The sequence below is a fragment of the Bradyrhizobium lupini genome, from assembly GCF_040939785.1.
GTDB lineage: Bacteria > Pseudomonadota > Alphaproteobacteria > Rhizobiales > Xanthobacteraceae > Bradyrhizobium > Bradyrhizobium canariense_D.
Genome location: NZ_CP162553.1, coordinates 5,077,843 through 5,101,528 on the forward strand (window position 1 = coordinate 5,077,843; position 23,686 = coordinate 5,101,528).

The window sequence follows — 23,686 nt, forward strand, 5'->3', positions numbered from 1 at the left end:
AAAGAGGACATCATGAGCATTACCCGCAGCATCCGCACGCCCATCATGCACCGCGCCGTCGAAGCCAACGGCTTCGTCTTCATTGGCGGCACCATCGCCGACGACACCTCTGTGTCGATGGGCGAGCAGACCCGCAACATCCTCGGCAAGATCGCCGGCTATCTGAAGGAAGCGGGCACCGACAAGTCGCGCGTCGTGAGCACCTCGATCTTCGTCACGGACCTTTCCAAGAAGAAGGAGATGGACGCGGTCTGGACCGAGTTCTTCGGCGACAATCTGCCGACCCGCGCCACCGTCGGCGTCGCCGATCTCGGCGGCAGCGCGCTGATCGAGGTCGTGGTCACCGCGCTCAAGGGTTGATCGCGCGGGCCTGCGGCGGACGTCGGCGCTCCGCGCGCCGTCGTTCCTCAGAGCCTCGCCTTGATCTCGCCCTTCGATGGGATTAGTTAGAGAGCCCTCAAACAGGATATTCGAGATCCATGGATTTGACCCCGACCGCAAAGCCGACCTGCCTTGCTCACGGGGAATTCCATGCCTGCTTCCATCATCCTGTCCAACCTGTCGCTGTCCACGCCTGACGGCCGTCCTCTTCTCTCCGACATCGATCTGACATTCCGCGCCGAGCGGACCGGCCTTGTCGGCCGCAACGGCGTCGGGAAGACGACGCTGCTTGCATCGATCTCGCGTGAGCACATCCCCCAGTCGGGCCGCGTTACCGTCAACGGAACCGTCGGTCTGCTGCGCCAGGACGTCCAGCCCCTTGCGGGCGCGAAGGTGATCGATCTGTTCGAGGCGCGAGCCGCGCTCGATCTGCTTCGTCGAGCCGAGCGCGGGGATGCCTCGGCCGAGGAGGTTTCCGAGGTCGATTGGACCCTCGAAACACGGCTTGCATCCGCCCTCGCGCGTGTTGGGTTCGATGTCGCTCCGGACATCGAGCTCGGCAGCCTGTCGGGCGGCCAGGTCACGCGGGTTCGTCTCGCCGCGCTGATCTTCGCGGAGCCGGACTTCCTGCTGCTCGACGAGCCCACCAACGATCTCGATCGGGAGGGCCGCAAGGCCGTGATCTATTTCCTTGCGTCCTGGCGCGGTGGGGCGATTGTCGTCAGCCACGATCGGAGCCTGCTCGAAACCATGGACGCGATTGTCGAGCTGACGTCGCTCGGAGCCGCGCGATACGGCGGCAATTGGAGCAGTTATTGCGAACAGAAAGCCGTCGCGCTCGCGGCTGTCAGGCACGACCTCGCCCATGCCGAGAGGCGCCTGTCCGCGATCGACGGCAGGGCGCAGGAGGCTGCGGAGAGGAAAGCGCGCAAGGACAGTGGCGGTAAGAAGAAGCGCGCCAAGGGCGACATGCCGCGCATCCTGGCCGGCGCACGCAAGGACCGTAGCGAAGACACCGGCGGCAAGAACGCTGAGATCACCGAGCGGCGGCGTGCGGATGCGCTTGAGGCCGTCGATACGGCGCGCCGGCGCATCGAGATTCTTCAGCCGCTGTCGGTGAAGCTGCCCTCGACCCGGCTGCCAGCGGGCAGGGAGGTGGTTTGGCTCGATTGCGTCAGCGCCGGCTATCGGCCGGACCGGGAAGTCTTGCGCGATCTATCGCTCGCGATCGTTGGTCCGGAGCGCCTGGCAATTGTCGGACCCAACGGTTCCGGCAAGACGACGCTGCTGAAATTCGTCGCCGGCGAACTACGTCCGCTCTCCGGCACCATGCGGGTCAGGCCGGATCTTGCGCTGTTCGATCAGAAGGTCAGCCTGCTCGATCCCGCGGTCTCCATCCTGGATAACTTCAGGCGCTTCCATCCGAAGGCGGGTGCAAATGAATGCCATGCGGCGCTGGCCCGGTTCATGTTTCGAGCCGATGCCGCCTTGCAGATTGCGGGACATTTGAGCGGCGGGCAGATGTTTCGTGCAGGCCTTGCCTGCGTGCTGGGCGGAGCGATGCCGCCGTCGCTGCTGATCCTCGACGAGCCGACCAATCATCTGGACATCGAATCCATCGAAGCCGTCGAAGCGGGCTTGAGGGCCTATGACGGCGCGCTGCTCGTCGTCAGTCATGATGAGGCGTTTTTGCAGGCGATCGGGATTACCCGACGGCTCGATCTTGCTGCCCCGAGGCAGCGCGCCGGTTGCAGGATCATTTGATCCCGCTTTGCGGTTCGGCACGACGACAATTTTCAAAAACCCGACGCCCTGCCCCCAGCGCGTCGGGTGGAAAAAGATGAGTATCAATCCGTGATCCCAACGCAGCAGTTGTGACTCGCGTCGCTCCAATTTACCACTCCGGGAAACTACCGCGTTGGAACCGGACGCCGCCCAACCTGCGCGCGGCCTAGGAGGCGGCGCTGCCGCCCGGTTCGAGCGCCTCACCCATCTCCAGCGGATGGGCCATGGTCTCGTGCAGCGCATCGCGGTCGAGCTCGCCTTCGGAGATGCTGATGACGACACAGGCGACGCCGTTGCCGATCAGATTGGTCAGCGCGCGGCACTCGCTCATGAACTTGTCGATGCCGACCAGGATCGCAATCGACTGGATCGGGATGTCGGGCACGATCGAGAGCGTCGCCGCCAGCGTGATGAAGCCCGCCCCCGTCACGCCAGAGGCGCCCTTCGAGGTGATCATGGCGATGCCGAGAATGCCGAGCTCCTGCCAGATGGTCAGATGGGTATTGGTCGCCTGCGCCAGGAACAGCGTTGCCAGCGTCATGTAGATGTTGGTGCCGTCGAGGTTGAAGCTGTAACCGGTCGGAATGACGAGGCCGACCACCGAACGCGAGGCGCCGAGATGCTCCATCTTCTGGATCATCTGCGGCAGCACCGTTTCTGATGACGAGGTGCCGAGCACGATCAGCAGCTCGTCCTTGATGTAGGCGATGAAACGCAAGATCGAGAAGCCGGCGAGCCGCGCGATTGCGCCGAGCACGACCACAACGAACAGGATGCTGGTGAGATAGAACGTGCCGATCAGGGCCGCGAGGTTGAGCAGCGAACCGAGGCCGTAGGCACCGACGGTGAACGCCATCGCGCCGAACGCTCCGATCGGGGCGACGCGCACGATGATGCGGATGATGCCGAAGAACATCTTTGCGGCCTTGTCGATCGCCTCCGCAATGGGCTCGCCGGCCTTGCCGAGGAACGCGATGGCGAAGCCCGACAGGATCGAGATCAGTAGCACCTGCAACAGATCGCCGCGTGCGATGGCGCCCAGATAGCTGTCGGGGATGATCGCCATCAGATGGGCGACGATGCCTTCTTCCTTGGCCTTGGTGACGTAGGTCGCCACCGATTTCGGGTCGATCGTGGCGGGATCGATGTTGAAGCCGTGCCCGGGCTGGAGCACCTCGCCGACCAGCAGGCCGACCGCGAGCGCCACGGTCGAGACCGTCTCGAAATAGATCAGCGACTTCAGCCCGACCCGACCGACGCGCTTGAGGTCGCCCATCGAGGAGATGCCGTGCACCACGGTGCAGAAGATCACCGGCGCGATCATCATCTTGATCAGCGCGATGAAACCGTCGCCGAGCGGCTTCAGGGCCTTGCCGAGATCGGGATAGAAATAGCCGACGAGCACCCCGAGTGCGATCGCGATCAGCACCTGAATGTAGAGGATCTTGTACCAGGGCTGGTGCCGGCGGTGGACGGCTGGCTGGATCGCAATGTGTGTCATAGAATAGGCCCCGGACGTATTGATCTTGTTTGATTTGCATCATGTGATGGCCGCTGCAGAAGCGACAATCACATTTTTATCTGTTCGCACGAAGATCTGTCGCTGCACCGCAACTGGGGGGAACATGCCGATTGCAACGGGCTCCGATGAGCGAGCGCAAGGCTATTTTCCGCGTTGGATTCTGAAGTCCTCCGGCGTGATCATGCCCGAGCAGCGGCTGCCGCTTGGCCAGACCGTTGTCTCCGGTCTCCAGCATTGCGTCGCAATGTCGGGCTCGACGATCATCGCGCCGCTGCTGATGGGGTTCGATCCCAATGTTGCGGTGCTGTTTTCCGGCATCGGCACGCTGATCTTCTTCGTCATCGTCGCGGGGCGCGTGCCGAGCTACCTCGGCTCGAGCTTCGCGTTCATCGCGGTCGTGATCGCCGCCACAGGCTATGCCGGGCACGGGCCGAACCCGAACCTGTCGGTTGCGCTTGGCGGCATCGTAGGAGCCGGCGTCCTCTACGGCCTGATCGCGCTGGTCGTGATGTGGTCGGGGGTTGGCTGGATCGAGAAGCTGTTGCCGCCGGTCGTCACCGGCGCTGTGGTCGCCGCGATCGGCCTCAACCTCGCGCCGGTGGCGGTCAAGGCAGTGAGCGCCAATGCGTTCGACACAGGAATCGGGCTCGCGACCGTTCTGATCATCGGCGTGGTTGCCGTTGGCGCGCCTGGCCTGTGGCGCCGCCTGCCGATCATTCTCGGCGCGATCGGCGGATATCTTTTGTACCTGCTGTTCGCGAACGGCCTCGGCTTCGGCAGGCCGATCGACTTCACGCAAGTTTCGGCTGCGTCGTGGATCGGCCTGCCGAGTCTTACCACGCCGACCTTCCAGGCCGATGCAATCGTCCTGATCGCGCCGGTCGCGATCATTCTCGTCGCCGAGAACCTCGGTCACATCAAGGCCGTCGGCGCCATGACGGGCCGGAGCCTCGATGACTATCTCGGCCGCGCCTTGCTTGCCGACAGCCTCGCGACCATGGTGGCCGCCTGCGGCGGCGGCACCGGCGTCACCACCTATGCCGAAAACATCGGCGTCATGGCGGCGACGAAGGTCTATTCGACCTTGCTGTTTGCCTTCGCGGCGATGGTGTCGATCGTGCTCGGCTTCTCGCCGAAATTCGGCGCGCTGGTCCTGTCGATCCCGGGTCCCGTCATCGGTGGGCTCTCGATCGTGCTGTTCGGGTTGATCGCCGCAATGGCCGGCCGGATCTGGGTCGAGAACAAGGTCGACTTCTCAAGTCCGGCAAACCTGATCACCGTCGCGGTCGCGCTCACCGCAGGCGCCGGCGACCTCACGCTCAAATTCGGCGCCTTCACGATCGGCGGGATCGGCACCGCAACCTTTGGCGCCATCATCCTGTACCAGATCCTGACTTCGCGACTGGCTCGCCGCTAGGAGTGAATCTCAGCTGTGCGCCGACGGATGGAACAAAACGCCGGTTCCCTCCATGTTGATGTGTCCCCGGAGAAGAACGATGCCACATACCGACCGCTCGACCACCTTTTCTTCGCGCCTCGTCGGCCAATACGCGCTGGTGACAGGCGCCTCGCAAGGCATCGGCCGCGCCGTCGCCATTCGGCTTGCCCAGGAAGGCGCGACCGTTGCCATCAACTATGTCGATCATCCGGAAAAGGCAGAGGAGGTGCTCGCGTACGCGCGTACGGCATCGAGCGATCGCGGCCACGGCAAGCTCGACCATGTCGTCGTCAGGGCCGACGTCAGCAACGAGCAGGACGTAGCCGCGATGTTCGAGACGATCCTGGCGCGCTGGAAGCGTCTCGACTGCCTGGTCAACAATGCGGGCTTCCAGCGGGAATCGCCGAGCGAGGCGCTCGACATCGACACCTATCGCCGCATCATCGACGTCAATCTCAACGGCGCCGTGCTCTGCGCCCAGAAGGCGCTCGCGCATTTCGTTGCGCGCGGCGCAGGCGGCAGCATCATCAATTGCTCCAGCGTCCACCAGATCATCCCGAAACCCGGCTACCTCGCCTATTCCATCAGCAAGGGCGGCATGGCCAATCTGACACGCACGCTGGCACTCGAATTCGCCGGCCGCGGCATTCGCGTCAATGCGGTCGGTCCAGGCGCGATCGACACCCCAATCAACGCGGCCTGGACCGGCGATCCGGAAAAGCGCGGTGTGGTCACCAGCCACATTCCGCTCGGCCGTGTCGGCACGCCGGAGGAGATCGCCGGCGTGTTCGCCTTCCTCGCCTCGGATGAGGCCAGCTACATCACGGGGCAGACCATCTATGCGTGCGGAGGTCTGACGCTGTTTCCCGAATTCCGCGAGAACTGGGCAAGCTAGCGGGCTTCCTCGCCATCTGGCAAAACCGGCCTGCGCAGACTACATCTGCGTCATGGCAAATCATCCGCTCCGCGATTTCGTCGGACGGCACGAAAATCTGTTCGTGCTGACCGGCGCTGGCTGCAGCACCAATTCGGGCATCCCCGATTATCGCGACAGTCACGGCAACTGGAAGCGGACCCAGCCGGTGAACTTCCAGGCTTTCATGTCGGAAGAGCATACGCGTCGGCGCTATTGGGCGCGCAGCCTGATCGGCTGGCGGCGGTTCGGCCAGGCGAGGCCGAACGATGCGCATCACGCGCTCGCCCGGCTCGAGGCGAGCGGGCGTTGCGGAATGCTGCTGACCCAGAACGTCGACCGGCTGCATCAATCCGCCGGCCACCGCCAGGTGATCGACCTGCACGGCCGGCTCGATCTGGTCCGCTGCATGGGCTGCGGTCAAAAGACCCCGCGGAGCGAATTCCAGGAGACGCTCGGCCACGCCAATGCGGAATGGTTGACGCTCGACGCGGCCGATGCGCCCGACGGCGATGCGGACCTGGAGCATGCGGATTTTTCGTCGTTCAAGGTGCCGGCCTGCGAATCCTGCGGCGGCATCCTCAAGCCCGACGTCGTGTTCTTCGGCGAGACCGTCCCGCGCGACGTGGTCGTGACCGCGCAGGATCATCTGGCGCAGGCGGACGCCATGCTCATCGTCGGCTCGTCACTGATGGTCTATTCCGGTTTCCGCTTCGTGCAGGCGGCCGCGCAACGGCAAATCCCGATCGCTGCGGTCAATCTCGGACGCACCCGCGCCGATGATCTCCTCACGCTGAAGGTCGAGGAGCGCTGCGAAGCGGCGCTTGCATTCCTGCTCTGATCGCGCGGCCTGCGAACACGCCTTGCCTATTGCATGGGTGCCAAGCAGAATAGCTGGACGGCAGCATGTTCCTGTCATCCATGGCATGGAAATTGCGGCGCTTTTGTCCTCGGTCTTGACGATCAGCACGGAGAGTTTGGAATGCTTGAGGGAGCCGAGGTGCGGCTTGCCGTCGATATCGGTGGCACGTTCACCGACATCGTGCTGGACGTGGGCGAGGTGCGCAAGACGCGCAAATTGCTGACGACGCCGCAGCGGCCGGAAGAGGCGGTGCTGGACGGCATGCGGCTCATTCTCGCTGATGCGCGCGCCTATATCAGCGACATCGACGTCTTCATTCACGGCACGACGCTCGCGACCAACGCCATCATCGAGCGTCGCGGCGCCAAGACGGCGTTGATCGCGACCGAGGGCTTTCGCGACGTGCTCGATATCGGCACCGAGAGCCGCTACGACCAGTATGACCTCTCCATCGACAAGCCGAAGCCGCTGGCGCCGCGATCTTTGCGCTTCACCGTGCCCGAGCGCATCGACGCGCATGGCGCCGTCCGCCTCCCGTTGGACGAAGCGGCGGTGCGCGCGCTCGCGCCAAGATTGCGCGCGCTGAACGTCGAGAGCGTCGCAATCGCGTTCCTGCACTCCTACGCCAATCCCGAGCACGAGCGCCGCACGGCCGCGATCATCAGTGAGGAGATGCCCGGCATTTCCGTGACCGTATCGTCCGCGGTGTGCCCGGAGATCCGCGAATATGAGCGCACATCGACTGCAGTGGCCAACGCCTATGTGCAGCCGCTAATCGATGGTTATCTCGCTCGCATGTCCGACGCCTTGCAGGTCGAGCAGTACCGCGGCGCGATCTATCTCGTCACCTCCGGCGGCGGTGTCACCTCGATCGAGACGGCGCGGCGCTTTCCGGTGCGCCTCGTCGAATCCGGTCCTGCCGGCGGCGCCATTTTCGCGGCGCAGATCGCGGCGCGTCTCGGCGAGAGCAAGGTGCTGTCCTTCGATATGGGCGGTACCACGGCAAAGATCTGTCTGATCGAAAAATACCAGCCCGAGACCTCGCGCGTGTTCGAGGTCGATCGCGCAGCGCGCTTCCTGAAAGGTTCGGGTCTGCCGGTGCGGATTCCCGTGATCGAGATGGTCGAGATCGGCGCCGGCGGCGGCTCGATCGCCCATGTCGATGCGATGAAGCGCGTCAAGGTCGGTCCTGGAGAGTGCCTCGTCGGAGCCCGGGCCCGCCTGCTACGGCCGCGGCGGCCTGCGCCCGGCCGTGACGGATGCCGACGTCGCGCTCGGCATGATCGATCCGGACGACTTCGCGGGTGGCACGATCAAGCTCGACCCTGAACTCTCGAAGCAGGCGCTGCTGCGCAGCGTCGGCGAGCCGCTGGGTCTGTCGGCAGAGACTGCGGCCTATGCCGTGCACGAGGTCGTCTGCGAGAACATGGCGAGCGCGGCGCGCGTGCATGCGGTCGAGCGCGGTGAGATTGTCGGTCAGCACACGCTGATCGCCTTCGGCGGCGCGGCGCCTCTGCATGCGGCGCGCGTCGCCGAGAAGATCGGTGTCTCCCGCGTGATCGTTCCTTCCAATGCCGGCGTCGGCTCGGCCGTTGGCTTCCTCGCGGCTCCGATCGCCTACGAGCTGGTGCGCAGCCGTCATGTGCGGCTCGACGATTTCGACACCGAAGGGGTCTCCGATCTGCTCCAGGAGATGGTGACCGAAGCGCGTGCGCTGGTCGAGACGGGTGCGGCAGGCGCGCCGGTCCGCGAGCGCCGCGCGGCCTTCATGCGCTATGTCGGTCAAGGCCATGAGATCTCGATCGAACTGCCGAACCGGCGGCTGGCGACGGCCGATCTGGCCGGCCTGCGTCAGAAGTTCGAGGCGGATTATGCGGTGATGTTCGAGCGGCCGATCCCGGGTGCGGCGATCGAGGTCTTGAGCTGGTCGGTGCTTGCGACGACCGAGGCGCGCAATCCGCCTATTGTCGCAACCGTTACGCGCAAGCCCGCCGGGAAGGCGACCGGCAGCCGCAAGTTCTTCGATGGCCGGGTCGGGGAGGTGATCGAGATCCCGCTCTATCGCCGCGAGGACATGGCGCCAGGCGCGACGATTGCAGGTCCCGCCGTCATCGCGGAGGACGAGACCTCGACGTTCGTCTCCAACAGTTTTGATGCCCATATCGACGGTGCCGGCAGCATCGTCATGGAACGGAAGGCGGCCTGATCATGAGCAAGGCAAGCGGCGCGAGCCTGATCGACCTTCAGATCATGTGGCACCGGCTGATCGCCGTGGTCGAGGAGCAGGCGCAGGTGCTGCTCCGCACGGCCTTCAGCCCGATCGTGCGCGAATGCGGCGACCTCTCGGCCGGCGTGTTCGACCTCAAGGGACGGATGCTGGCGCAGGCGGTGACCGGCACGCCCGGCCACGTCAACTCGATGGCGGAATCGGTCAAGCACTTCATCGCCCACTTTCCGATCGAGACGATGAAGAAGGGCGACGCCTACATCACCAACGATCCCTGGATGGGCACCGGCCATCTCAACGATTTCGTCGTCACCACGCCCTGCTTCAAGGACGGCAAGCCGGTCGCGCTGTTTTCCTGCACCAGCCATCTCATGGACATCGGCGGCATCGGCTTCGGACCCGACGCTACCGACGTGTTCATGGAGGGGCTCTACATCCCCATGCTGAAGCTGATCGACCAGGGCGTCGTCAACGAGACGCTGATGGCGATGATCCGCACCAACACGCGGCTGCCGATCGACACCGAGGGCGACACCTACTCGCTCGCCGGCTGCAACGACGTCGGCTGCGAGCGCCTGGTCGAGATGATGACCGAGTTCGGCATCGACTCGCTCGATGCGCTCGGCGACTACATCTGCGACCGCTCGCGCGAGGCCGTGCTGGCCGAGATCGCCAAACTGCCGAAAGGCAGCTGGCGCAACACCATGGTGGTCGACGGCTATGATGAGCCGGTCACGCTGGCCGCCGTGCTGACGATCTCGGACGAAGGCATCCACGTCGACTTCGACGGCACCTCGGCCGCGTCCAGGTTCGGCATCAACGTGCCTCTGTCCTACACCATCGCTTACACCGTGTTCGGTCTCGGCTGCGTCGTCGCCTCCCAGATTCCGAACAATGCCGGTTCGCTCTCGCCACTGACGGTGTCGGCTCCCAAAGGCGCGATCCTCAATGCGCCAAAGCCGGCGCCGGTCGCCTCGCGCCACATCATCGGCCAGATGCTGCCCGATGTCGTGTTCGGCTGCCTGCGCCAGATCATTCCCGAGCGCGTGCCCGCGGAAGGCACCTCGTGCCTGTGGAATCTCAACGTGCGCGGCCAGACCCGCTCGGGCGCCGGCGGCAATTACGGATTTTCGATGGCGGTGACCTCCAATGGCGGGACCGGCGCGCGCTTCGCGAAGGACGGGCTGTCGGCGACCGCCTATCCCAGCGGCGTGCGCGGCACGCCGGTTGAGATCGCCGAGACGCAGACGCCGCTGATCTTCTGGCGCAAGGAACTGCGTCCGGATTCCGGCGGGGCAGGGCGAACCCGCGGGGGCCTCGGCCAGATCATCGAGGTCGGCAGCGGTGTCGATGGGCCGTTCGACATCCTGGCGGCGTTCGATCGCATCGATCATCCGCCACGCGGACGTGATGGCGGCAAGAACGGCGAGGCCGGCTATGTCGGCCTGAAGTCCGGCAAGAAGCTGCGTGGAAAAGGCTTTCAGCAGGTGCCGCCGGACGACCGGCTGGTGGTGCTGACACCAGGCGGCGCCGGCATCGGCGATCCCCGGGAGCGCGCGCCGACAGCCGTCAACGACGACATCGAAAGCGGCCTCGTGTCTGCCGACAATGCGGTTGAAATTTATGGGCACACGCGATGACGCTTCAGGCGTCGTGCGCGTAGCAAACGGAGGGGCTCAATGATCACGCGACGGACTTTTACCGCGGGCGCAGCGACGCTGCTCGCAGCCGGCCACATCTCGACCCGCGCGCGAGCGGCGACGGTAAGCTGGGACATGTCGACGGTATGGCCCGACGGCAATTTCCACACCCAGAACGCGTTTGCCTTCGCGGAAGAGGTGAAGAAGCAGACGGCTGGCTCGGTCGCGATCACCGTGAAGGCCGGTGGACAGCTCGGCTTCAAGGGCCCCGAGCATCTGCGCGCCGTCCGCGACGGTCTGGTGCCGCTCGCCGACGTCCTCAATATTCAGCAGGTCGGCGACGAACCCTTCATGGGCGTCGAAAGCATTCCCTTTCTCTGCGGCTCCATGGACGAATTGAAGGTGCTGCACAAATACGTGCGGCCCGAATACGAGAAGGTCGCCGCGCGCAACAACCAGAAGATCCTCTACATCGTGCCCTGGCCGACGCAATATCTGCATCTCAAGGTCAAGGTCGCCGATGTCGACGGCTTGAAGAACATCAAGATCCGCGTGCCCGACAAGAACGCCGTCGACATGCTGGCCGTGGTCGGCATGGCGCCGGTGATGATTCCGTGGGGCGAGACCATCCCGGCGCTGGCGTCGGGCGCGGTCTCCGGCGTATCCACCTCGTCGGTGTCCGCGTCGACGGAAAATTCTGGGAATTCCTGAAATACATCTACCCGACCAACCACGTCTGGTCGTCGCAGATGCTCACCGTCAACCTCGATTCCTGGAAGGCGCTGAGTGCCGATCAGCAGCAGCTCGTCGCCGGCATTGCCGCGAAGATGGAGCCGGGCTTCTGGGCGAACTCGCTCAAGGCGGATGTCGACAGCCTCAACCGGCTCAAGGAAGGCGGCATGGAGGTGGTGCCGGTCTCGGATGCCATGATCACGGACATTCGCGCCAAGACGGCGCCGCAGCTCGACGCTTTCGTCAAGCGCGTGCCGGCGGCCGACAAGCCGGTGCGGGCCTATCTCGCGGAAATGAAGCGCTGAGGACTTGCAGTGGCAGATGTTTTGCCTGCGTCGTCCCATAGTCTCAACGCGGCGGCGCCGGCGCCGCTGCGCATCCTGCTCGACGGCATCGACCGTCTTGGCCGGCTGGACGGCTGGATCGGTGGCGGCTGCCTCTTGATGCTGACGCTGCTGATGCTGTGCGAGGTCGCAACGCGCTTCCTCTCGAACTTCCTGCCGTTCTTTCCGCCCACAATCTCGATCGCGTGGGAGTATTCCTCCTATCTGATGGCGGCGTCCTTCACCTTCGGCGCCGCCATGACCCTGCGCGTCGGCGGCCATATCCGTGTCGTGCTGCTGCTGAAGAACGTCTCCGCTCCGTTTCAGCGCGCGATCGAAATCCTGTCGGCCGCCGCCGGCTTCGCCTTCATGGCCTTCCTGACATCATCGATGGCGAAGTTCGCCTTCGGCGCCTATGTGCGCGGCCAGGTCTCGACCTCGAGCGACACCCCGCTGTGGTTTCCACAGGCCGTCGTCACCTTCGGCATGCTGCTGCTGACGCTGCAGTTCCTGGCGCGCGTGATCCAGGCCGTGCTCGGCCTGCCGCTGGAGGACCACCGCATGAAGGCCTCGCCCGTCGAATGATCGCCCACGCGCCAGCCAGCAGACACCGGATACCATGACCATCGAAGTCGTTGCTCTCTTCGGGATCCTGTTTGCGCTTCTGGCATGCGGCGTATGGATCGGCCTGACGCTTGCGCTCACCGCAACGCTGCTGCTGGCGATGTTCCGCTCAATCCCGCTCGACAAGCTGCTGCCGCAATACGCCTGGAACATCTTGACGACGCAGGAACTGCTGGCGCTGCCGCTGTTCATCCTGATGGGCGAGTTGCTGTTTCGCACCCGTCTGTCACGTTCTCTGTTCCAGGGGCTCGCGCCCTGGGCGGGGCTTTTGCCGGGTCGTCTTCTGCATGTGAACGTGATCGGCTGCACCATCTTCGCCGCAATCTCCGGCTCGTCGGCGGCGACGACGCAGGTGATCGGCCGCATGTCCCTGAACGAACTGCTGCGCCGCGGCTATTCCCGCGACATCGCGATCGGCTCGCTCGCCGGCGCCGGCACGCTCGGCTTTTTGATCCCGCCATCCAACATCATGATCATCTACGGCGTGCTCGGCGACGTCTCGATCCTGAAACTGTTCACGGCCGGGGTGCTGCCCGGACTGCTGCTGGCCGCCACCTTCATGGGGTGGGTGATGCTGCACACGACCCTTAACCCCGGCATGGTGCCGGAGGCGGAAGCCAAGCTCTCGCAAGTGCCATGGCGCGAACGGTTTGCGGCGCTCAAGGACCTCGCGCCGGCGCTGTTCCTGATCGCCTGCGTGCTCGGCTCGATGTATGGCGGGCTGGCGACGCCGTCGGAGGCCGCCGCGGTCGGCGTGTTCGGCGCGGCGCTGGTCGCCTGGGCGCAGGGCTCGATGTCGCAGCAGGTGATGCGTGACGTGCTGATCGGCTCGGTCGTGACCTGTTCGATGATCGCGCTGATCGTGCTCGGCGCCTCGATCCTCGGCAACGCCGCGGCCTTCCTCGGCATCCCGCAGGCAGTCGCCGCCTTCGTGAAGGGCTTGGGGCTATCGCCGTTCATGCTGATCGTGGTGCTGATTATCTTTTATCTGATCCTCGGCTGTTTCCTCGATGGCTTCTCGATGATCGTGATGACGCTGCCGATCGTGCTGCCGATCGTGAAGGGCGCGGGCTTCGACGAGATCTGGTTCGGCATCTTCCTCGTGCTCGCGGTTGAGATGGCCCAGATCACGCCGCCGGTCGGCTTCAACCTGTTCGTGATCCAAGGCCTGACCGACGACGGCCTCGGCTACATCGCGCGCGTCACGATGCCCTATCTCCTCATCATGGTCGGATTCGTGCTGCTGCTGACGCTCTGGCCCGGCATCGTCACGATCCTCCCGCGCGTGCTGTACGGGTAAATCCTTCCTCCGCGTCCGCCCGCAGCACTCTGGGACTGCGAGGCCAAACGAACCGGACAGCGAAACTGACGTTTGTATTCCGCGCCGCGCGTCAAATTCGCGCCGTGCGCGTGTTCCATCTTTGCGCTCCTCGTCATCCGGCGTACGCTGCCCGAGCGAGGATAAGCGCAACTGCAACCAGTCCAGAGACGTAGCACCTTTTGGCGATGTCCGCCGAGAGAGATCGAGAGCCGTTGGCGGCTCGTATGCGATGGAGAAGGCCGACAGAGAGCGGACTGCAGCATCCCTCGCGGTGGCGTCTGTGAGAAGCAAGTTCAACAAACATAAAAGCGGGAGGAACGGATGAGGAAGCGTTGGTGTAAGTCTGGTCTACCTCTTATTGCCGGCGCGACGCTGATGGTGTCGTCGGCCTTGGCCCAGTCCGTGGATACTGCGCGGATCGAGAACGGCGGTCAGAACGATTGGCTGACCTATCACGGTTCATACAAATCCTATCACTACAGCCCGCTGGCGCAGATCAATGCAAACAACGTCGGCAATCTGAACGTTGCCTGGACCCATATTCCAGGACGCTCGACCCGGGGCCTGCAATCGATGCCCCTCGCGGCGGATGGCGTGCTCTACTACTCGGGTTCTTACAGCCGGGTTTTCGCGCTCAACGGCGCGACAGGCGAGGTGATCTGGTCCCATTTTCCGGAGCTGGACGAGGCCCTGATCTCCCGTCAGACCCATTCCCCCTACAATCGCGGCGTAGCGCTCGGCGAGGGCAAGGTTTTCGTCGGCACCATGGATGGCAGGGTTCTTGGCCTGGATATGAAGTCGGGGAAGGTCCTCTGGGAAACCGGGCTGATCGACTCGCAGAAGCTCACGGTGGGTTTCACCGGTGCACCGCTTTACGCCAAGGGTACGGTGATCATCGGAGCGCAAGGCGGTGAATGGCCCGGCCGCGGTCCGATCTTCGGCCTGGATGCCACCACCGGGAAGAAGAAGTGGGAGTTCTTGACCGTCGCCGGCACCGACGAGGCCATGAAGACGTGGGGAAACGATTCCTGGCGCACCGGCGGTGGCGGTGGCTGGATGCCGGGCACTTACGATTCCGAGACCAACACGATCCTATGGGGCACCGCAAACCCGGCGCCGCTCTACGATTGGTCGGGCGCCGATTACAAGACGCAAGGCGCGCGTCCCGGCGACAATCTCTACACGAGTTCGGTGATCGGCCTCGACGTCGATACCGGCAGGCTGAAATTCCATCATCAGGAATTGCCGCACGACGCCTGGGATTTCGACAGCGCGGTCGGCGAGTTTGTGATGCTCGAACGCGACGGTCAGAAGTTCGTGGTTCACCCGAATAAGGGCGGTTTCGTCTTCGTCTATGACCGCAATCTCGCCGTGAAGAATGTCTGGCGGCTCGTTGAGAACATCAATTTCGTCAAGGATATCGATCCCAAGACCGGTGCCTTGATCGGCCGTCGCGACTTCAGCGCCGGGAAGGTCACCGAACCGCCGCTGTGCCCCTTCATTGGCGGCGGCGTCAGCTGGAACGCCGGCTCCTACAACCCGAAGACCGGCCTGTACTACAAGATCGGCCAGGAATGGTGCATGACGCTCGACGTCCAGAAGACGACGCCGGTCACAGCGCCCCAGGTCCAGCTCAATATCGGCGCCGATTTCAAGATGGTACCCCCTCCGGGCGGAGAGATTTATGGACATCTCGACGCGCGCGACCCCATCACCGGCGCCAAGAAGTGGGAGGTTCGCTATCCTGAGCCGCCGCTTGGAAGCGTGCTATCCACTGCGGGCAATCTCGTATTCGTGCCCGACTCCCGCGGCATCCTTCATGCCTACGATGCCGAAACCGGGGCCGAGCTGTGGAGTCACAACAACGGCACCGGCCACCAGGGCGGCATCGTCAGCTATTCCGTCAATGGCAAGCAGTACATTGCCGTAGTCGCTGGCTTTGGCGGCATGCTGGCGGACGAATACGCGCCAAACTTCGGCGGCGCCTACAAGAGCATGCCGCGTGATGACGGGGCGCTTGTCGTCTTCAGCTTGAAATAATTCATGGCAGATTGCCGGGGAGCAGGCGCAAGCTTGCTTCCCGTGCATTGGATTTGCGGCGTGCTTCATCAGGACATCGTGCTTCAGGATATGGAGCTGGATACCTTGAACTTGCATTTGAAGAAGATCACCGCGCTGCTATCGGCGGTGCTGGGCGCCTCGTCGCTGTATGCCGCACCGGTTCAGGCGCAGTCTGCTACTCCCGTACCCGACAACGGGACGTTCGACGTCGAGCAGTTATTCGCAGGGACTTGCGGCTTTTGTCACTCCGCTGGCGGTCGAGCCGCCGGCAAGGGACCACAGCTGATGAATTCGCCGCGCGACGACGACTTTCTGCACAGCCGCATCAAGAACGGCAAGTCTGGTGCGATGCCGGCATTCGGCGGGGCCTTCACCGACGCGCAGATCGACCAGATCGTCAAATATATCCGCGCCCTGAAGCCGCGCGAGGGCTGAATACCAGGCCGATGTCGATACGGGGACGCGGAATGAAGACAGTTCTCCCGCTTGTGGTCGGCGCCGTGATCGCACTGCTGAATCCTGCGCAGGGACGAACCCTGGACGCGATCCGCGCGTCCGGTGTGCTCGGATTATGCGCCCATCCGAACTCGCTTCCGTTCGCCAGCAAGGCGGCCGATCCTCCCGGCTTTCAGATCGAATTGGGCCAGGCGCTGGCACACGAGCTCGGGGTGTCGCTGCGGCTCGACTGGATCATCACCCAGTACCAGATGCGGAGCGCCGGTTGCGACATTGTTCTGGACGTCATCGCCAACCGCGAAGCGCAGGGTGAAACCCGCTTGCGAATCTCAAAACCGTATTATCGCACGGGCGTTGCGCTCGCCGTCCCCTCATCCAGCGCGCTCGCCTCGTTTCAGAGCCTCAACGAGCATACCAAGGTCGGGGTGCAGGTCGGATCCGTCGCTGCCATGATCATCAGTCAACGGCACGTCCCGACGTCGACCTTCGGCTTCGAGAGCGACAGCCTCGATGCCTTGTCAAACCATGAGATCGATGCCGCTGCGGTCACACCCACTGCGGCGAGTTATTTCAATCTGACGCATCCGGACAAGGCATTTCGTATCTTGGACCGCGACGAGTCCGTAGCCGATCTCAACTGGAACGTCGCCGTCGGCATGGTCCGCCCGGATGATGCATTGCGCGACACCATCGATGGAGCGCTTGAACGGCTGCGAAACGACGGCACGATCGATCGGATATACGGCCGCTACGGGGTCGTACTGCAGACGCCGAAATAGCCAATTGTTCCGGGGCGCGGTCAGTCGCGATTTAGCCCGCCGTCCCGGCCGCATTGGCCGGAACGACGGTCGTTTCGAATGCCGCTACGCCGCGGCCTTCTTCCGCGCCTGCTCGGCCTTGTACAGCTCGAACTCTTCCGCGATCGCCTTGGCGATCGAGGGCCGTTGACGCAGGCGTTCGTAATAGGCCTTCACGTTCGGCCATTTGGCGAGCTCGATCGGCGGCGTCGCCATGGTCCAGTTGATGACCGTGACGAGATAGGCGTCGGCGACGCTGAATTGGTCGAGCAGGAAGTCGCGCCCCTTCAGGTAATTGTCGAGATAGTCCAGCCGCGACAGGTTCTTCTCCAGCGCGTAGGCTTTCGTCTCCTGCGGCGCCTTGCGGTCGAGCACCGGGATGAACAGGCCCTTGTGCAGCTCGGTGCCGATGAAGCAGAGCCATTGATGCAGTCGCGTGCGCTCGATGCCCGCTGCGGCTCCGAGACCCGATTGCGGGAAGCGGTCGGCGATATATTGCAGGATCGCGGCGTTCTCGGTCAGCACCACGCCGTCGTCGGTGCGCAGTGTCGGCACCAGGCCGATCGGGTTCACGGTTCGAAAGTCGGTGCCGTCGCTCAGCACCGTCTTGGTCGGCGGATCGACTTCGAGATAATTGGCTTCGGCGCCGGCTTCATACAGCGCGACGCGGCTCGCCATCGAACAGGCGAGCGGCGAGAAATAAAGATCCATCTTGAGCCTCCTTGGGCAATTCTTCGATGTGACTTTTGGAGTGGCGCTCAACCTGGCCAGATTGATTTTTGTACTGTCTTGCATATTATGGAGTTGGTCAAGGATTAAATTGCGAAATGGTACAAAAATCGAAGCCGCCAGCTGCTGCCACTGAGCCCAAGCGCCGCGGCCGTCCGCGCGCCTACGAACCCGAGGTCGCGCTCGGCAAGGCGCTCGACCTGTTCCGCACGCAGGGTTTCGCCGCGACCTCGCTCGACGATCTCAGCGAAGCCACCGGCATGAATCGCCCGAGCCTCTATGGCGCCTTCGGCGACAAGCGCGAGCTCTACATCAAGAGCTATCAGCGCTACCGTGAGGACGCGCGCGCATCCATGGTGGAGATCTTTCGACAGGAGATGCCCGTGCGCCAGCGGCTGGAGCGTATCTTCGCCTCCGCGCTGAACATCTATCTGTCCGGCGCAACCGGCCCGCGCGGCTGCTTCACCGTGGTCACGGCGGCCTCCGAAGCGGTCGGCGATCCCGACATCCGCGCCATGGTGCTCGATGGCCTTAACGAACTCGACAAGGCGTTTGCGAGTTGCTTCCGCCGCGCCAAGGAGAAAGGCGAATTGCCCGAAAGCGCCGATCCCGCCGTGCTGGCGCAGCTCGCTTCAGCGACCGTGCACTCAATTGCCATTCGTTCGCGCGCGCGCGTGTCGCGGAAGGATCTCGAGGCGATCGTGAAGGGAGCGATCGACGTGATGGTGGGACGAAAGAGCTAGGCGGTTGCGTGGCGCGAGCTAACGTCGTCCTGGCGAAAGCCAGGACCCCTAGCCACCGAATCTGGTTTGGCGAAGATTCGGAGTTGCCGCCGTCGCGCCGCAGCTCCTCCCTGTAGCCCGCCTACGCCGCGCGAATATGCGCGAGGAAGCGGTCCACCTCGTCCCGCAGCCGCTGCGATTGCTTTGACAGCTCGATCGCGGAGCCCAGCACCTCCTCCGCTGCTGTTCCCGTCGCGGCGATGCCGGCGGTGACGCCTGCGATGTTTTGCGAGACCTCGCCGGTGCGGGCGGCTGCCTGCTGCACGTTCTGGGCGATCTCCTGCGTTGCGGTGCCCTGCTGGCCGACGGCGGCGGCGATCGCGGCGGAGATCTCGTCGACCTCCTGGATCGTTGCGCAGATCGACTGGATGCCGTCCACTGCGCCGGTGGTCTCGCCTTGTACCGCCGTGACCTGGGCGCCGATCTCCTCGGTCGCTTTGGCGGTCTGGGTTGCCAGCGCCTTCACCTCGGAGGCGACCACCGCAAAGCCGCGGCCGGCTTCGCCCGCGCGCGCCGCCTCGATCGTCGCGTTGAGTGCCAGCAGATTGGTCTGCTCGGCGATGCCGCTGATGAAGGAGACGACGTCGCCGATTTTTTGCGCGGCGTCGGCCAGACTTTGCACGCGCTCGTTCGACCGTCGTCCGTCGCTCGCGGCTTTGCCGACCACCGCGGTCGCGTGCGCAAGGCGCCGGCTGATCTCGGTCATGGACGACGACAGCTCTTCCGCGGCGGCAGCGACCGTCTGCACATTTTCCGAGGCGAGCGCCGAGGCCGACGACACCGTGCCGGTCTGCTGCCGCGACCGCTCGACGATATCAGACATCGAGCGCGCCGTGTTCTCCATCTCGACCGCGGCCGAGGAGACCGTGGTGACGACCTCGCGGATGCTGGCTTCGAAATTGTCGGCGAGCGCGGCGAACGCGCGTCGCTTCTCCGCTTCGGATTGCGCCTTAGTGTCGGCCTGTTCGGCCTGGAGCCGGTTGAAGTTGACGGCGTTGTCGCGGAACACCGCGACAGCCTTGACCATCGCGCCGACCTCGTCATTCGCCTTGCTGACGGGGACGGTGACATCGAGGTGTCCGTCGGCCAGCTCGCGCATCACGCTGGTGATGGAAATGATCGGGCGCGAGATGCTGCGGGCGATGAGATAGCCGACGATGGCGGCGAGCACGAGCCCGAGCGCGGCGATGCCGAATGCCAGCAGCCAGGCACGGTCGGCGGAGGCCACATAGTCGGCATTGTCCATCACCAGTTCGACGGCGCCGAGCGGCTTGCCGGAAAAATCCCTGATCGGTCCGAGCAGCGCCGCTACCGGCGTCGTGTCGAGCTTGGCCTGCCGTACCGTGAAGTCGCCGCCGGCGGCGCGGCCGTAATCGGCCGCATCGAAGAAGCTCTTCCCCTTCAGCGTGCCGCCGAACAGCTTGAAGCCGCCGCCGTCCGCGAGATGGAAGGCGATGTCGACATGGCGGTTGGTCTTGAAATCGTCGAGGAAGGACTGGCCGAAGGTCAGGCCAAACTCCACTGAGCCGAGATGCTTGCCGCCTTGCGCGATCGGCACGACGCCGCGGATGCCGAGCCCAGCCAAGCCGCCCTCGAGGCCGACCACGACCTTGCGCTCCTGGTTGGCCATGATCACGGTTTTGCGGAAGCCCGAGAGGTCGTCGCCAAATTTAGCAGGCTGGTGCACGCGCAGGAACGAGGTCGCGGGCGCCACGTGGAACTGGAACTGTTCGACGCCGTACTCCGATTTGGTCGCAGCAAACACCGGCCCGAACAGGCTGATCAGGGCATTGCGATCCTGTTTGGCCATCGCGTCCTGCGTTGCCGGCATCGCGGCGACGACGGCGCTCATGGCGGCGGCGCGCTGGGATTCCTCGGCAATTCGCGACTGGAGCGCGTCGTAATGACTGCGAAGCTCGCGCTGGTCGGCCCGGTCGATGATGCCGGAAATGATCCACATCGCCCCGAGCACGGCGAACAGGGCGGTCGCCGCCGCCGTCACCGCCAGCGCAACCGTGATCCGCATCCTGAGGCCGAGCGTGAAGCGCATGTCCGACTCGTTCGTTGAGCGTTGATTAAGGAGACCTATCAACTTCTCGCTAAGAGAGGGTGAACGGGATGCCGGCCGAGCGGGTGCCTTCGGGGGTGACGGAGTGACCAAAGAAGTCTGGTGTCGTCCTGGCTTTCGCCAGGACGACACGGAGGGTAGGGAGCGGTCGTGCCTTTTTCAGGCGTGCGGCCTAATACCCCCGCGTCCGGTCCACCACGTTCTCCAGCACACCACACGCCTCGAACCGCGCGATCTGCTCGGCGACATAGGCCGAGATCGCGTCGGCGTCGGTGTCGGCGGCGTTGTGCGGGGTCAGCAAAACCTTGGGATGGGTCCAGAACCGGCTGTCCGCCGGCTGCGGCTCCTGTACGAAGACGTCGAGCGAGGCGGCGCCCAGCGTGCCGTCGTCGAGGCAGGCCAGGATGTCGGCTTCATTCTGGAGGCCGCCGCGGCCGGCGTTGATCAGCACGGGCGCACCGAGCGGGCTCTTGCGGTTGAGCTTGGTGAAGACGTCGCGGTTGAGGATGCCGTGTGTATCAGGCGTCAGCGGCAATAGGCTGACGAGAATATCGGTCGTGCGCAGGAACGCGTCGATTTGCCCGGCGCCATGGAAACATTCGACACCCGCGATGATACGCGGGCTGCGGCTCCAGCCGGCGACGCGGAAACCAAGCCGCCGCAGCACATCGGCCGCATCAGTACCGAGCGTGCCCAGGCCCATGATACCCACCGTGACGGCGCTCGCTGGCCATTGATAGGTCGGCTCCCAGCGCTTTTCGCGCTGCGACTGGCGCAGATAAAGCTCCTGGCGGTGGTGCATCAGCACGTGCTGCACGACGTATTCGGTCATGCGGCCGGTCAGATCAGGCACGGCCACGCGCACCAGCGGCACGTTCGGAAGGCTCTTGTCCGCCATCAGCGCGTCGACGCCGGCGCCCAGATTGAAGATCGCACGCAGATTGGGGAAAGAGCCGAGGTCGCCCGGCACCGGCTTCCACACCGCGGCATAATGCACCTCGGCCGGATCGAGCCCGGCATCGGGCAGCAGCACCACGCGGCGGCCGCCGCAGACGGCGTCGAACCGGGCCTTCCAGCGCTCAGGCAGCCAGTTCTGCTGCGTGCTGTTGATCAGGACGGCCAGGGTGCCAACGGTCATTCGAAGTGCCTCTTTAAGTTCCGCTTTTGAAGGCCCTCCTTGGCACGATCTGCCGGATTTTTCTTGCAATTTTTTTCCGCAGCCATGTCGGGGCAAGGCATACTGGATCGTCTTCAAAACAAGCGCTCAGAGAAGGTACTGCCCATGCTTTATGCGATCCTTTGCTATCACGACGAGGACTTCGTCGGCTCATGGAGCAAGGACCAGGACGAGACCGTGATGAAGAAGCTCGCCGTGGTGCAGGAAGGTCTCGCGAAGCAGGGCAGGCTCGGCCCGGTGGCGCGGCTGCTGCCGACCACTGCGGCAGCGACGCTGCGCAAGGAGGACCCGCCACTGGTGCTCGACGGCCCCTACGCTGAGACCAAGGAGCAGTTGCTCGGCTTCTATATCGTGGATTGCAAGAATCTCGATGACGCACTCGATGTCGCCCGCGACCTCGGTGCCGCCAATCCCGGCGGCGCCTACGAGGTGCGCCCCGTCGGCGTGTTCAGTCCCGGAGGGAATCTGAAATGAGCGAAGCCGATACCGCCTGGATCGAGACCGCGCTGACCTCGGCGCGCCCCCAGGCGGTCGGCGCGCTGCTGCGCTATTTCCGCGATCTCGACACCGCCGAGGAGGCCTTCCAGAACGCCTGCCTGCGCGCGCTGAAGACCTGGCCGCAGAACGGACCGCCGCGCGATCCCGCCGCCTGGCTGATCATGGTCGGCCGCAACGTTGCCATCGACGAGGTGCGCCGCACCCGCAAGCAGCAGCCGCTGCCGGAGGACGACCAGGCGATCTCCGATCTCGACGACGCCGAGGGCGCGCTCGCCGAGCGGCTCGACGGCTCGCACTACCGCGACGACATCTTGCGGCTGATGTTCATCTGCTGCCATCCAGGGCTGCCGGCAACGCAGCAGATCGCGCTGGCGCTCCGCATCGTCTGCGGCCTGACGGTGAAGCAGATCGCGCGCGCCTTCCTGGTGTCGGAAGCGGCGATGGAGCAGCGCATCACGCGTGCCAAGGCCAAGGTCGCGGAGGCCGGGACGCCGTTTGAAACGCCGGGCGCGGTCGAGCGCTCGGAGCGGCTCGCCGTTGTCGCGGCGATGATCTATTTGATCTTCAACGAGGGCTATTCGGCGAGCGGCGACACCGCCGAAATCAGAAAGCCGCTGTGCGAGGAAGCGATCCGGCTGGCGCGGCTGCTGCTGCGGCTGTTCCAGAGCGAGCCGGAGATCATGGGACTCACGGCGCTCATCTTGTTGCAGCATGCGCGCAGTGCCTCGCGCTTTGCCGCGGATGGCTCGCTGATCCTGCTGGACGACCAGGATCGTTCGCTGTGGAACGGCACGATGATCGCGGAAGGCCTCGCGCTGATCGACAAGGCGATACGCCATCGCCGCAGCGGGCCCTACCAGATCCAGGCCGCGATTGCTGCGCTGCATGCCCGCGCCTCCACGCCTGAGGAGACCGACTGGGCGCAGATCGACCTGCTCTATGGTGCGCTGGAGGTGGTGCAGCCCTCGCCGGTGGTGACGCTCAACCGCGCGGTCGCGGTTTCCAAGGTGCGCGGACCGCAAGCCGCGCTCGACCTGATCGAGCCGCTGGCGCCAAAGCTTGCCAACTACTTCCATTTCTATGGCGTGCGCGGCGCCTTCCTGATGCAGCTCGGCCGCAACGACGAAGCCCGCATCGCCTTCGACCGCGCCATCGCCCTCGCCAACACGTCCGCAGAAGCCGCTCACATCCGCATGCATCTCGATCGCCTGATCCGGGACAGCCAGCCCAAGGGCGCCAATGGCGGCGCCAGGCAAGACGCTAAGGTCGAAGGCGCAAAGGTGAAGTAGGGAGCGCCTGCCTGGGGCATAACAAATTTTTCCGCTTCGCCTTGTCGGGCCCGGTCCCCTC

The 23,686-nt window shown here is 64.4% G+C and carries 18 protein-coding genes and 2 pseudogenes; 16 read left to right on the forward strand and 4 right to left on the reverse strand.

The features are described from left to right. Nucleotides 1-12 precede the first annotated feature (12 nt). Together AB3L03_RS24095 and AB3L03_RS24100 are read left to right on the forward strand one after the other, a co-directional pair. Entirely contained in the window at nucleotides 13-360 is a 348-nt protein-coding gene (locus tag AB3L03_RS24095; protein WP_007596366.1) for a RidA family protein, read from the forward strand. A gap of 171 nt (nucleotides 361-531) precedes the next feature. Continuing rightward, complete coding sequence (locus tag AB3L03_RS24100) at nucleotides 532-2,145, forward strand: ABC-F family ATP-binding cassette domain-containing protein (protein WP_204512227.1); 1,614 nt, start codon at nucleotides 532-534, stop codon at nucleotides 2,143-2,145. A 187-nt stretch (nucleotides 2,146-2,332) separates the two neighbouring features. Here the strand turns inward: AB3L03_RS24100 and AB3L03_RS24105 are convergent, their stop codons facing one another. Then, nucleotides 2,333-3,667, reverse strand: coding sequence for a dicarboxylate/amino acid:cation symporter (locus AB3L03_RS24105; protein ID WP_018453760.1), 1,335 nt, complete (start codon nucleotides 3,665-3,667; stop codon nucleotides 2,333-2,335). 124 nt (nucleotides 3,668-3,791) lie between these two features. Between AB3L03_RS24105 and AB3L03_RS24110 the strand changes: the two genes are divergently transcribed. The 11 genes and pseudogenes from AB3L03_RS24110 (at nucleotide 3,792) to AB3L03_RS24160 (ending at nucleotide 17,064) form a co-directional block, all read left to right on the forward strand. Beyond that, nucleotides 3,792-5,105 carry a solute carrier family 23 protein gene (locus tag AB3L03_RS24110; RefSeq protein ID WP_085394694.1) on the forward strand — a complete coding sequence of 438 codons (1,314 nt, stop codon included), beginning with the start codon at nucleotides 3,792-3,794 and terminating at the stop codon, nucleotides 5,103-5,105. A gap of 79 nt (nucleotides 5,106-5,184) precedes the next feature. Continuing rightward, nucleotides 5,185-6,021 (forward strand): SDR family oxidoreductase, encoded by an 837-nt coding sequence (locus AB3L03_RS24115; protein WP_085359482.1) that lies wholly within the window; start codon nucleotides 5,185-5,187, stop codon nucleotides 6,019-6,021. Between the two features lie 52 nt (nucleotides 6,022-6,073). Further along, nucleotides 6,074-6,880 carry an NAD-dependent protein deacetylase gene (locus AB3L03_RS24120; RefSeq protein WP_085348919.1) on the forward strand — a complete coding sequence of 269 codons (807 nt, stop codon included), beginning with the start codon at nucleotides 6,074-6,076 and terminating at the stop codon, nucleotides 6,878-6,880. A gap of 141 nt (nucleotides 6,881-7,021) precedes the next feature. Then, nucleotides 7,022-9,107 (forward strand): annotated as a pseudogene (locus tag AB3L03_RS24125) (hydantoinase/oxoprolinase family protein). Between the two features lie 2 nt (nucleotides 9,108-9,109). Then, nucleotides 9,110-10,768 carry a hydantoinase B/oxoprolinase family protein gene (locus tag AB3L03_RS24130; RefSeq protein ID WP_204512225.1) on the forward strand — a complete coding sequence of 553 codons (1,659 nt, stop codon included), beginning with the start codon at nucleotides 9,110-9,112 and terminating at the stop codon, nucleotides 10,766-10,768. Between the two features lie 39 nt (nucleotides 10,769-10,807). Further along, a pseudogene (locus AB3L03_RS24135) lies at nucleotides 10,808-11,805 on the forward strand (TRAP transporter substrate-binding protein). 9 nt (nucleotides 11,806-11,814) lie between these two features. Then, on the forward strand, nucleotides 11,815-12,408 hold the full coding sequence (locus tag AB3L03_RS24140) for a TRAP transporter small permease subunit (protein ID WP_085394693.1): 594 nt from the start codon (nucleotides 11,815-11,817) through the stop codon (nucleotides 12,406-12,408). Between the two features lie 34 nt (nucleotides 12,409-12,442). Further along, complete coding sequence (locus AB3L03_RS24145) at nucleotides 12,443-13,747, forward strand: TRAP transporter large permease (RefSeq protein ID WP_085348915.1); 1,305 nt, start codon at nucleotides 12,443-12,445, stop codon at nucleotides 13,745-13,747. 342 nt (nucleotides 13,748-14,089) lie between these two features. Then, nucleotides 14,090-15,808, forward strand: coding sequence for a PQQ-binding-like beta-propeller repeat protein (locus AB3L03_RS24150; RefSeq protein WP_231190361.1), 1,719 nt, complete (start codon nucleotides 14,090-14,092; stop codon nucleotides 15,806-15,808). A gap of 60 nt (nucleotides 15,809-15,868) precedes the next feature. Continuing rightward, nucleotides 15,869-16,264, forward strand: a complete 396-nt coding sequence (locus tag AB3L03_RS24155; protein WP_231190364.1) for a cytochrome c — start codon at nucleotides 15,869-15,871, stop codon at nucleotides 16,262-16,264. 32 nt (nucleotides 16,265-16,296) lie between these two features. Continuing rightward, nucleotides 16,297-17,064 (forward strand): ABC transporter substrate-binding protein, encoded by a 768-nt coding sequence (locus AB3L03_RS24160; RefSeq protein ID WP_204512224.1) that lies wholly within the window; start codon nucleotides 16,297-16,299, stop codon nucleotides 17,062-17,064. 84 nt (nucleotides 17,065-17,148) lie between these two features. On the opposite strand, the gene AB3L03_RS24165 is transcribed toward AB3L03_RS24160, so the two are convergent. Further along, on the reverse strand, nucleotides 17,149-17,793 hold the full coding sequence (locus tag AB3L03_RS24165) for a glutathione binding-like protein (RefSeq protein WP_018453769.1): 645 nt from the start codon (nucleotides 17,791-17,793) through the stop codon (nucleotides 17,149-17,151). A gap of 116 nt (nucleotides 17,794-17,909) precedes the next feature. Between AB3L03_RS24165 and AB3L03_RS24170 the strand changes: the two genes are divergently transcribed. Next, on the forward strand, nucleotides 17,910-18,554 hold the full coding sequence (locus tag AB3L03_RS24170) for a TetR/AcrR family transcriptional regulator (RefSeq protein ID WP_018453770.1): 645 nt from the start codon (nucleotides 17,910-17,912) through the stop codon (nucleotides 18,552-18,554). Between the two features lie 121 nt (nucleotides 18,555-18,675). Here AB3L03_RS24170 and AB3L03_RS24175 read toward each other — a convergent pair whose 3' ends face one another. Both AB3L03_RS24175 and AB3L03_RS24180 read right to left on the reverse strand, forming a co-directional pair. Then, the gene (locus AB3L03_RS24175) at nucleotides 18,676-20,643 is read right to left on the reverse strand and encodes a methyl-accepting chemotaxis protein (RefSeq protein WP_018453771.1); all 1,968 of its coding nucleotides are present in this window, start codon (nucleotides 20,641-20,643) and stop codon (nucleotides 18,676-18,678) included. 190 nt (nucleotides 20,644-20,833) lie between these two features. Then, entirely contained in the window at nucleotides 20,834-21,799 is a 966-nt protein-coding gene (locus AB3L03_RS24180; RefSeq protein WP_018453772.1) for a glyoxylate/hydroxypyruvate reductase A, read from the reverse strand. A 144-nt stretch (nucleotides 21,800-21,943) separates the two neighbouring features. Between AB3L03_RS24180 and AB3L03_RS24185 the strand changes: the two genes are divergently transcribed. Then, the gene (locus tag AB3L03_RS24185; protein ID WP_026232592.1) at nucleotides 21,944-22,312 is read left to right on the forward strand and encodes a YciI family protein; all 369 of its coding nucleotides are present in this window, start codon (nucleotides 21,944-21,946) and stop codon (nucleotides 22,310-22,312) included. Next, nucleotides 22,309-23,625 carry an RNA polymerase sigma factor gene (locus AB3L03_RS24190; RefSeq protein ID WP_018453774.1) on the forward strand — a complete coding sequence of 439 codons (1,317 nt, stop codon included), beginning with the start codon at nucleotides 22,309-22,311 and terminating at the stop codon, nucleotides 23,623-23,625. The genes AB3L03_RS24185 and AB3L03_RS24190 overlap by 4 nt, the downstream gene beginning before the upstream one ends. Nucleotides 23,626-23,686: the final 61 nt, after the last annotated feature.

What these genes read in the sequence shown, in the direction of transcription:
- AB3L03_RS24115 (WP_085359482.1), top strand. Translation starts at nt 5,185, where the DNA reads ATGCCACATACCGACCGCTCGACCACCTTTTCTTCGCGCCTCGTCGGC.
- AB3L03_RS24120 (WP_085348919.1), top strand. Translation starts at nt 6,074, where the DNA reads ATGGCAAATCATCCGCTCCGCGATTTCGTCGGACGGCACGAAAATCTG.
- AB3L03_RS24095 (WP_007596366.1), top strand. Translation starts at nt 13, where the DNA reads ATGAGCATTACCCGCAGCATCCGCACGCCCATCATGCACCGCGCCGTC.
- AB3L03_RS24190 (WP_018453774.1), top strand. Translation starts at nt 22,309, where the DNA reads ATGAGCGAAGCCGATACCGCCTGGATCGAGACCGCGCTGACCTCGGCG.
- AB3L03_RS24180 (WP_018453772.1), bottom strand. Translation starts at nt 21,799, where the DNA reads ATGACCGTTGGCACCCTGGCCGTCCTGATCAACAGCACGCAGCAGAAC.
- AB3L03_RS24175 (WP_018453771.1), bottom strand. Translation starts at nt 20,643, where the DNA reads ATGCGCTTCACGCTCGGCCTCAGGATGCGGATCACGGTTGCGCTGGCG.
- AB3L03_RS24185 (WP_026232592.1), top strand. Translation starts at nt 21,944, where the DNA reads ATGCTTTATGCGATCCTTTGCTATCACGACGAGGACTTCGTCGGCTCA.
- AB3L03_RS24165 (WP_018453769.1), bottom strand. Translation starts at nt 17,793, where the DNA reads ATGGATCTTTATTTCTCGCCGCTCGCCTGTTCGATGGCGAGCCGCGTC.
- AB3L03_RS24170 (WP_018453770.1), top strand. Translation starts at nt 17,910, where the DNA reads ATGGTACAAAAATCGAAGCCGCCAGCTGCTGCCACTGAGCCCAAGCGC.
- AB3L03_RS24150 (WP_231190361.1), top strand. Translation starts at nt 14,090, where the DNA reads ATGAGGAAGCGTTGGTGTAAGTCTGGTCTACCTCTTATTGCCGGCGCG.
- AB3L03_RS24145 (WP_085348915.1), top strand. Translation starts at nt 12,443, where the DNA reads ATGACCATCGAAGTCGTTGCTCTCTTCGGGATCCTGTTTGCGCTTCTG.
- AB3L03_RS24110 (WP_085394694.1), top strand. Translation starts at nt 3,792, where the DNA reads ATGCCGATTGCAACGGGCTCCGATGAGCGAGCGCAAGGCTATTTTCCG.
- AB3L03_RS24160 (WP_204512224.1), top strand. Translation starts at nt 16,297, where the DNA reads ATGAAGACAGTTCTCCCGCTTGTGGTCGGCGCCGTGATCGCACTGCTG.
- AB3L03_RS24100 (WP_204512227.1), top strand. Translation starts at nt 532, where the DNA reads ATGCCTGCTTCCATCATCCTGTCCAACCTGTCGCTGTCCACGCCTGAC.
- AB3L03_RS24105 (WP_018453760.1), bottom strand. Translation starts at nt 3,667, where the DNA reads ATGACACACATTGCGATCCAGCCAGCCGTCCACCGCCGGCACCAGCCC.
- AB3L03_RS24130 (WP_204512225.1), top strand. Translation starts at nt 9,110, where the DNA reads ATGAGCAAGGCAAGCGGCGCGAGCCTGATCGACCTTCAGATCATGTGG.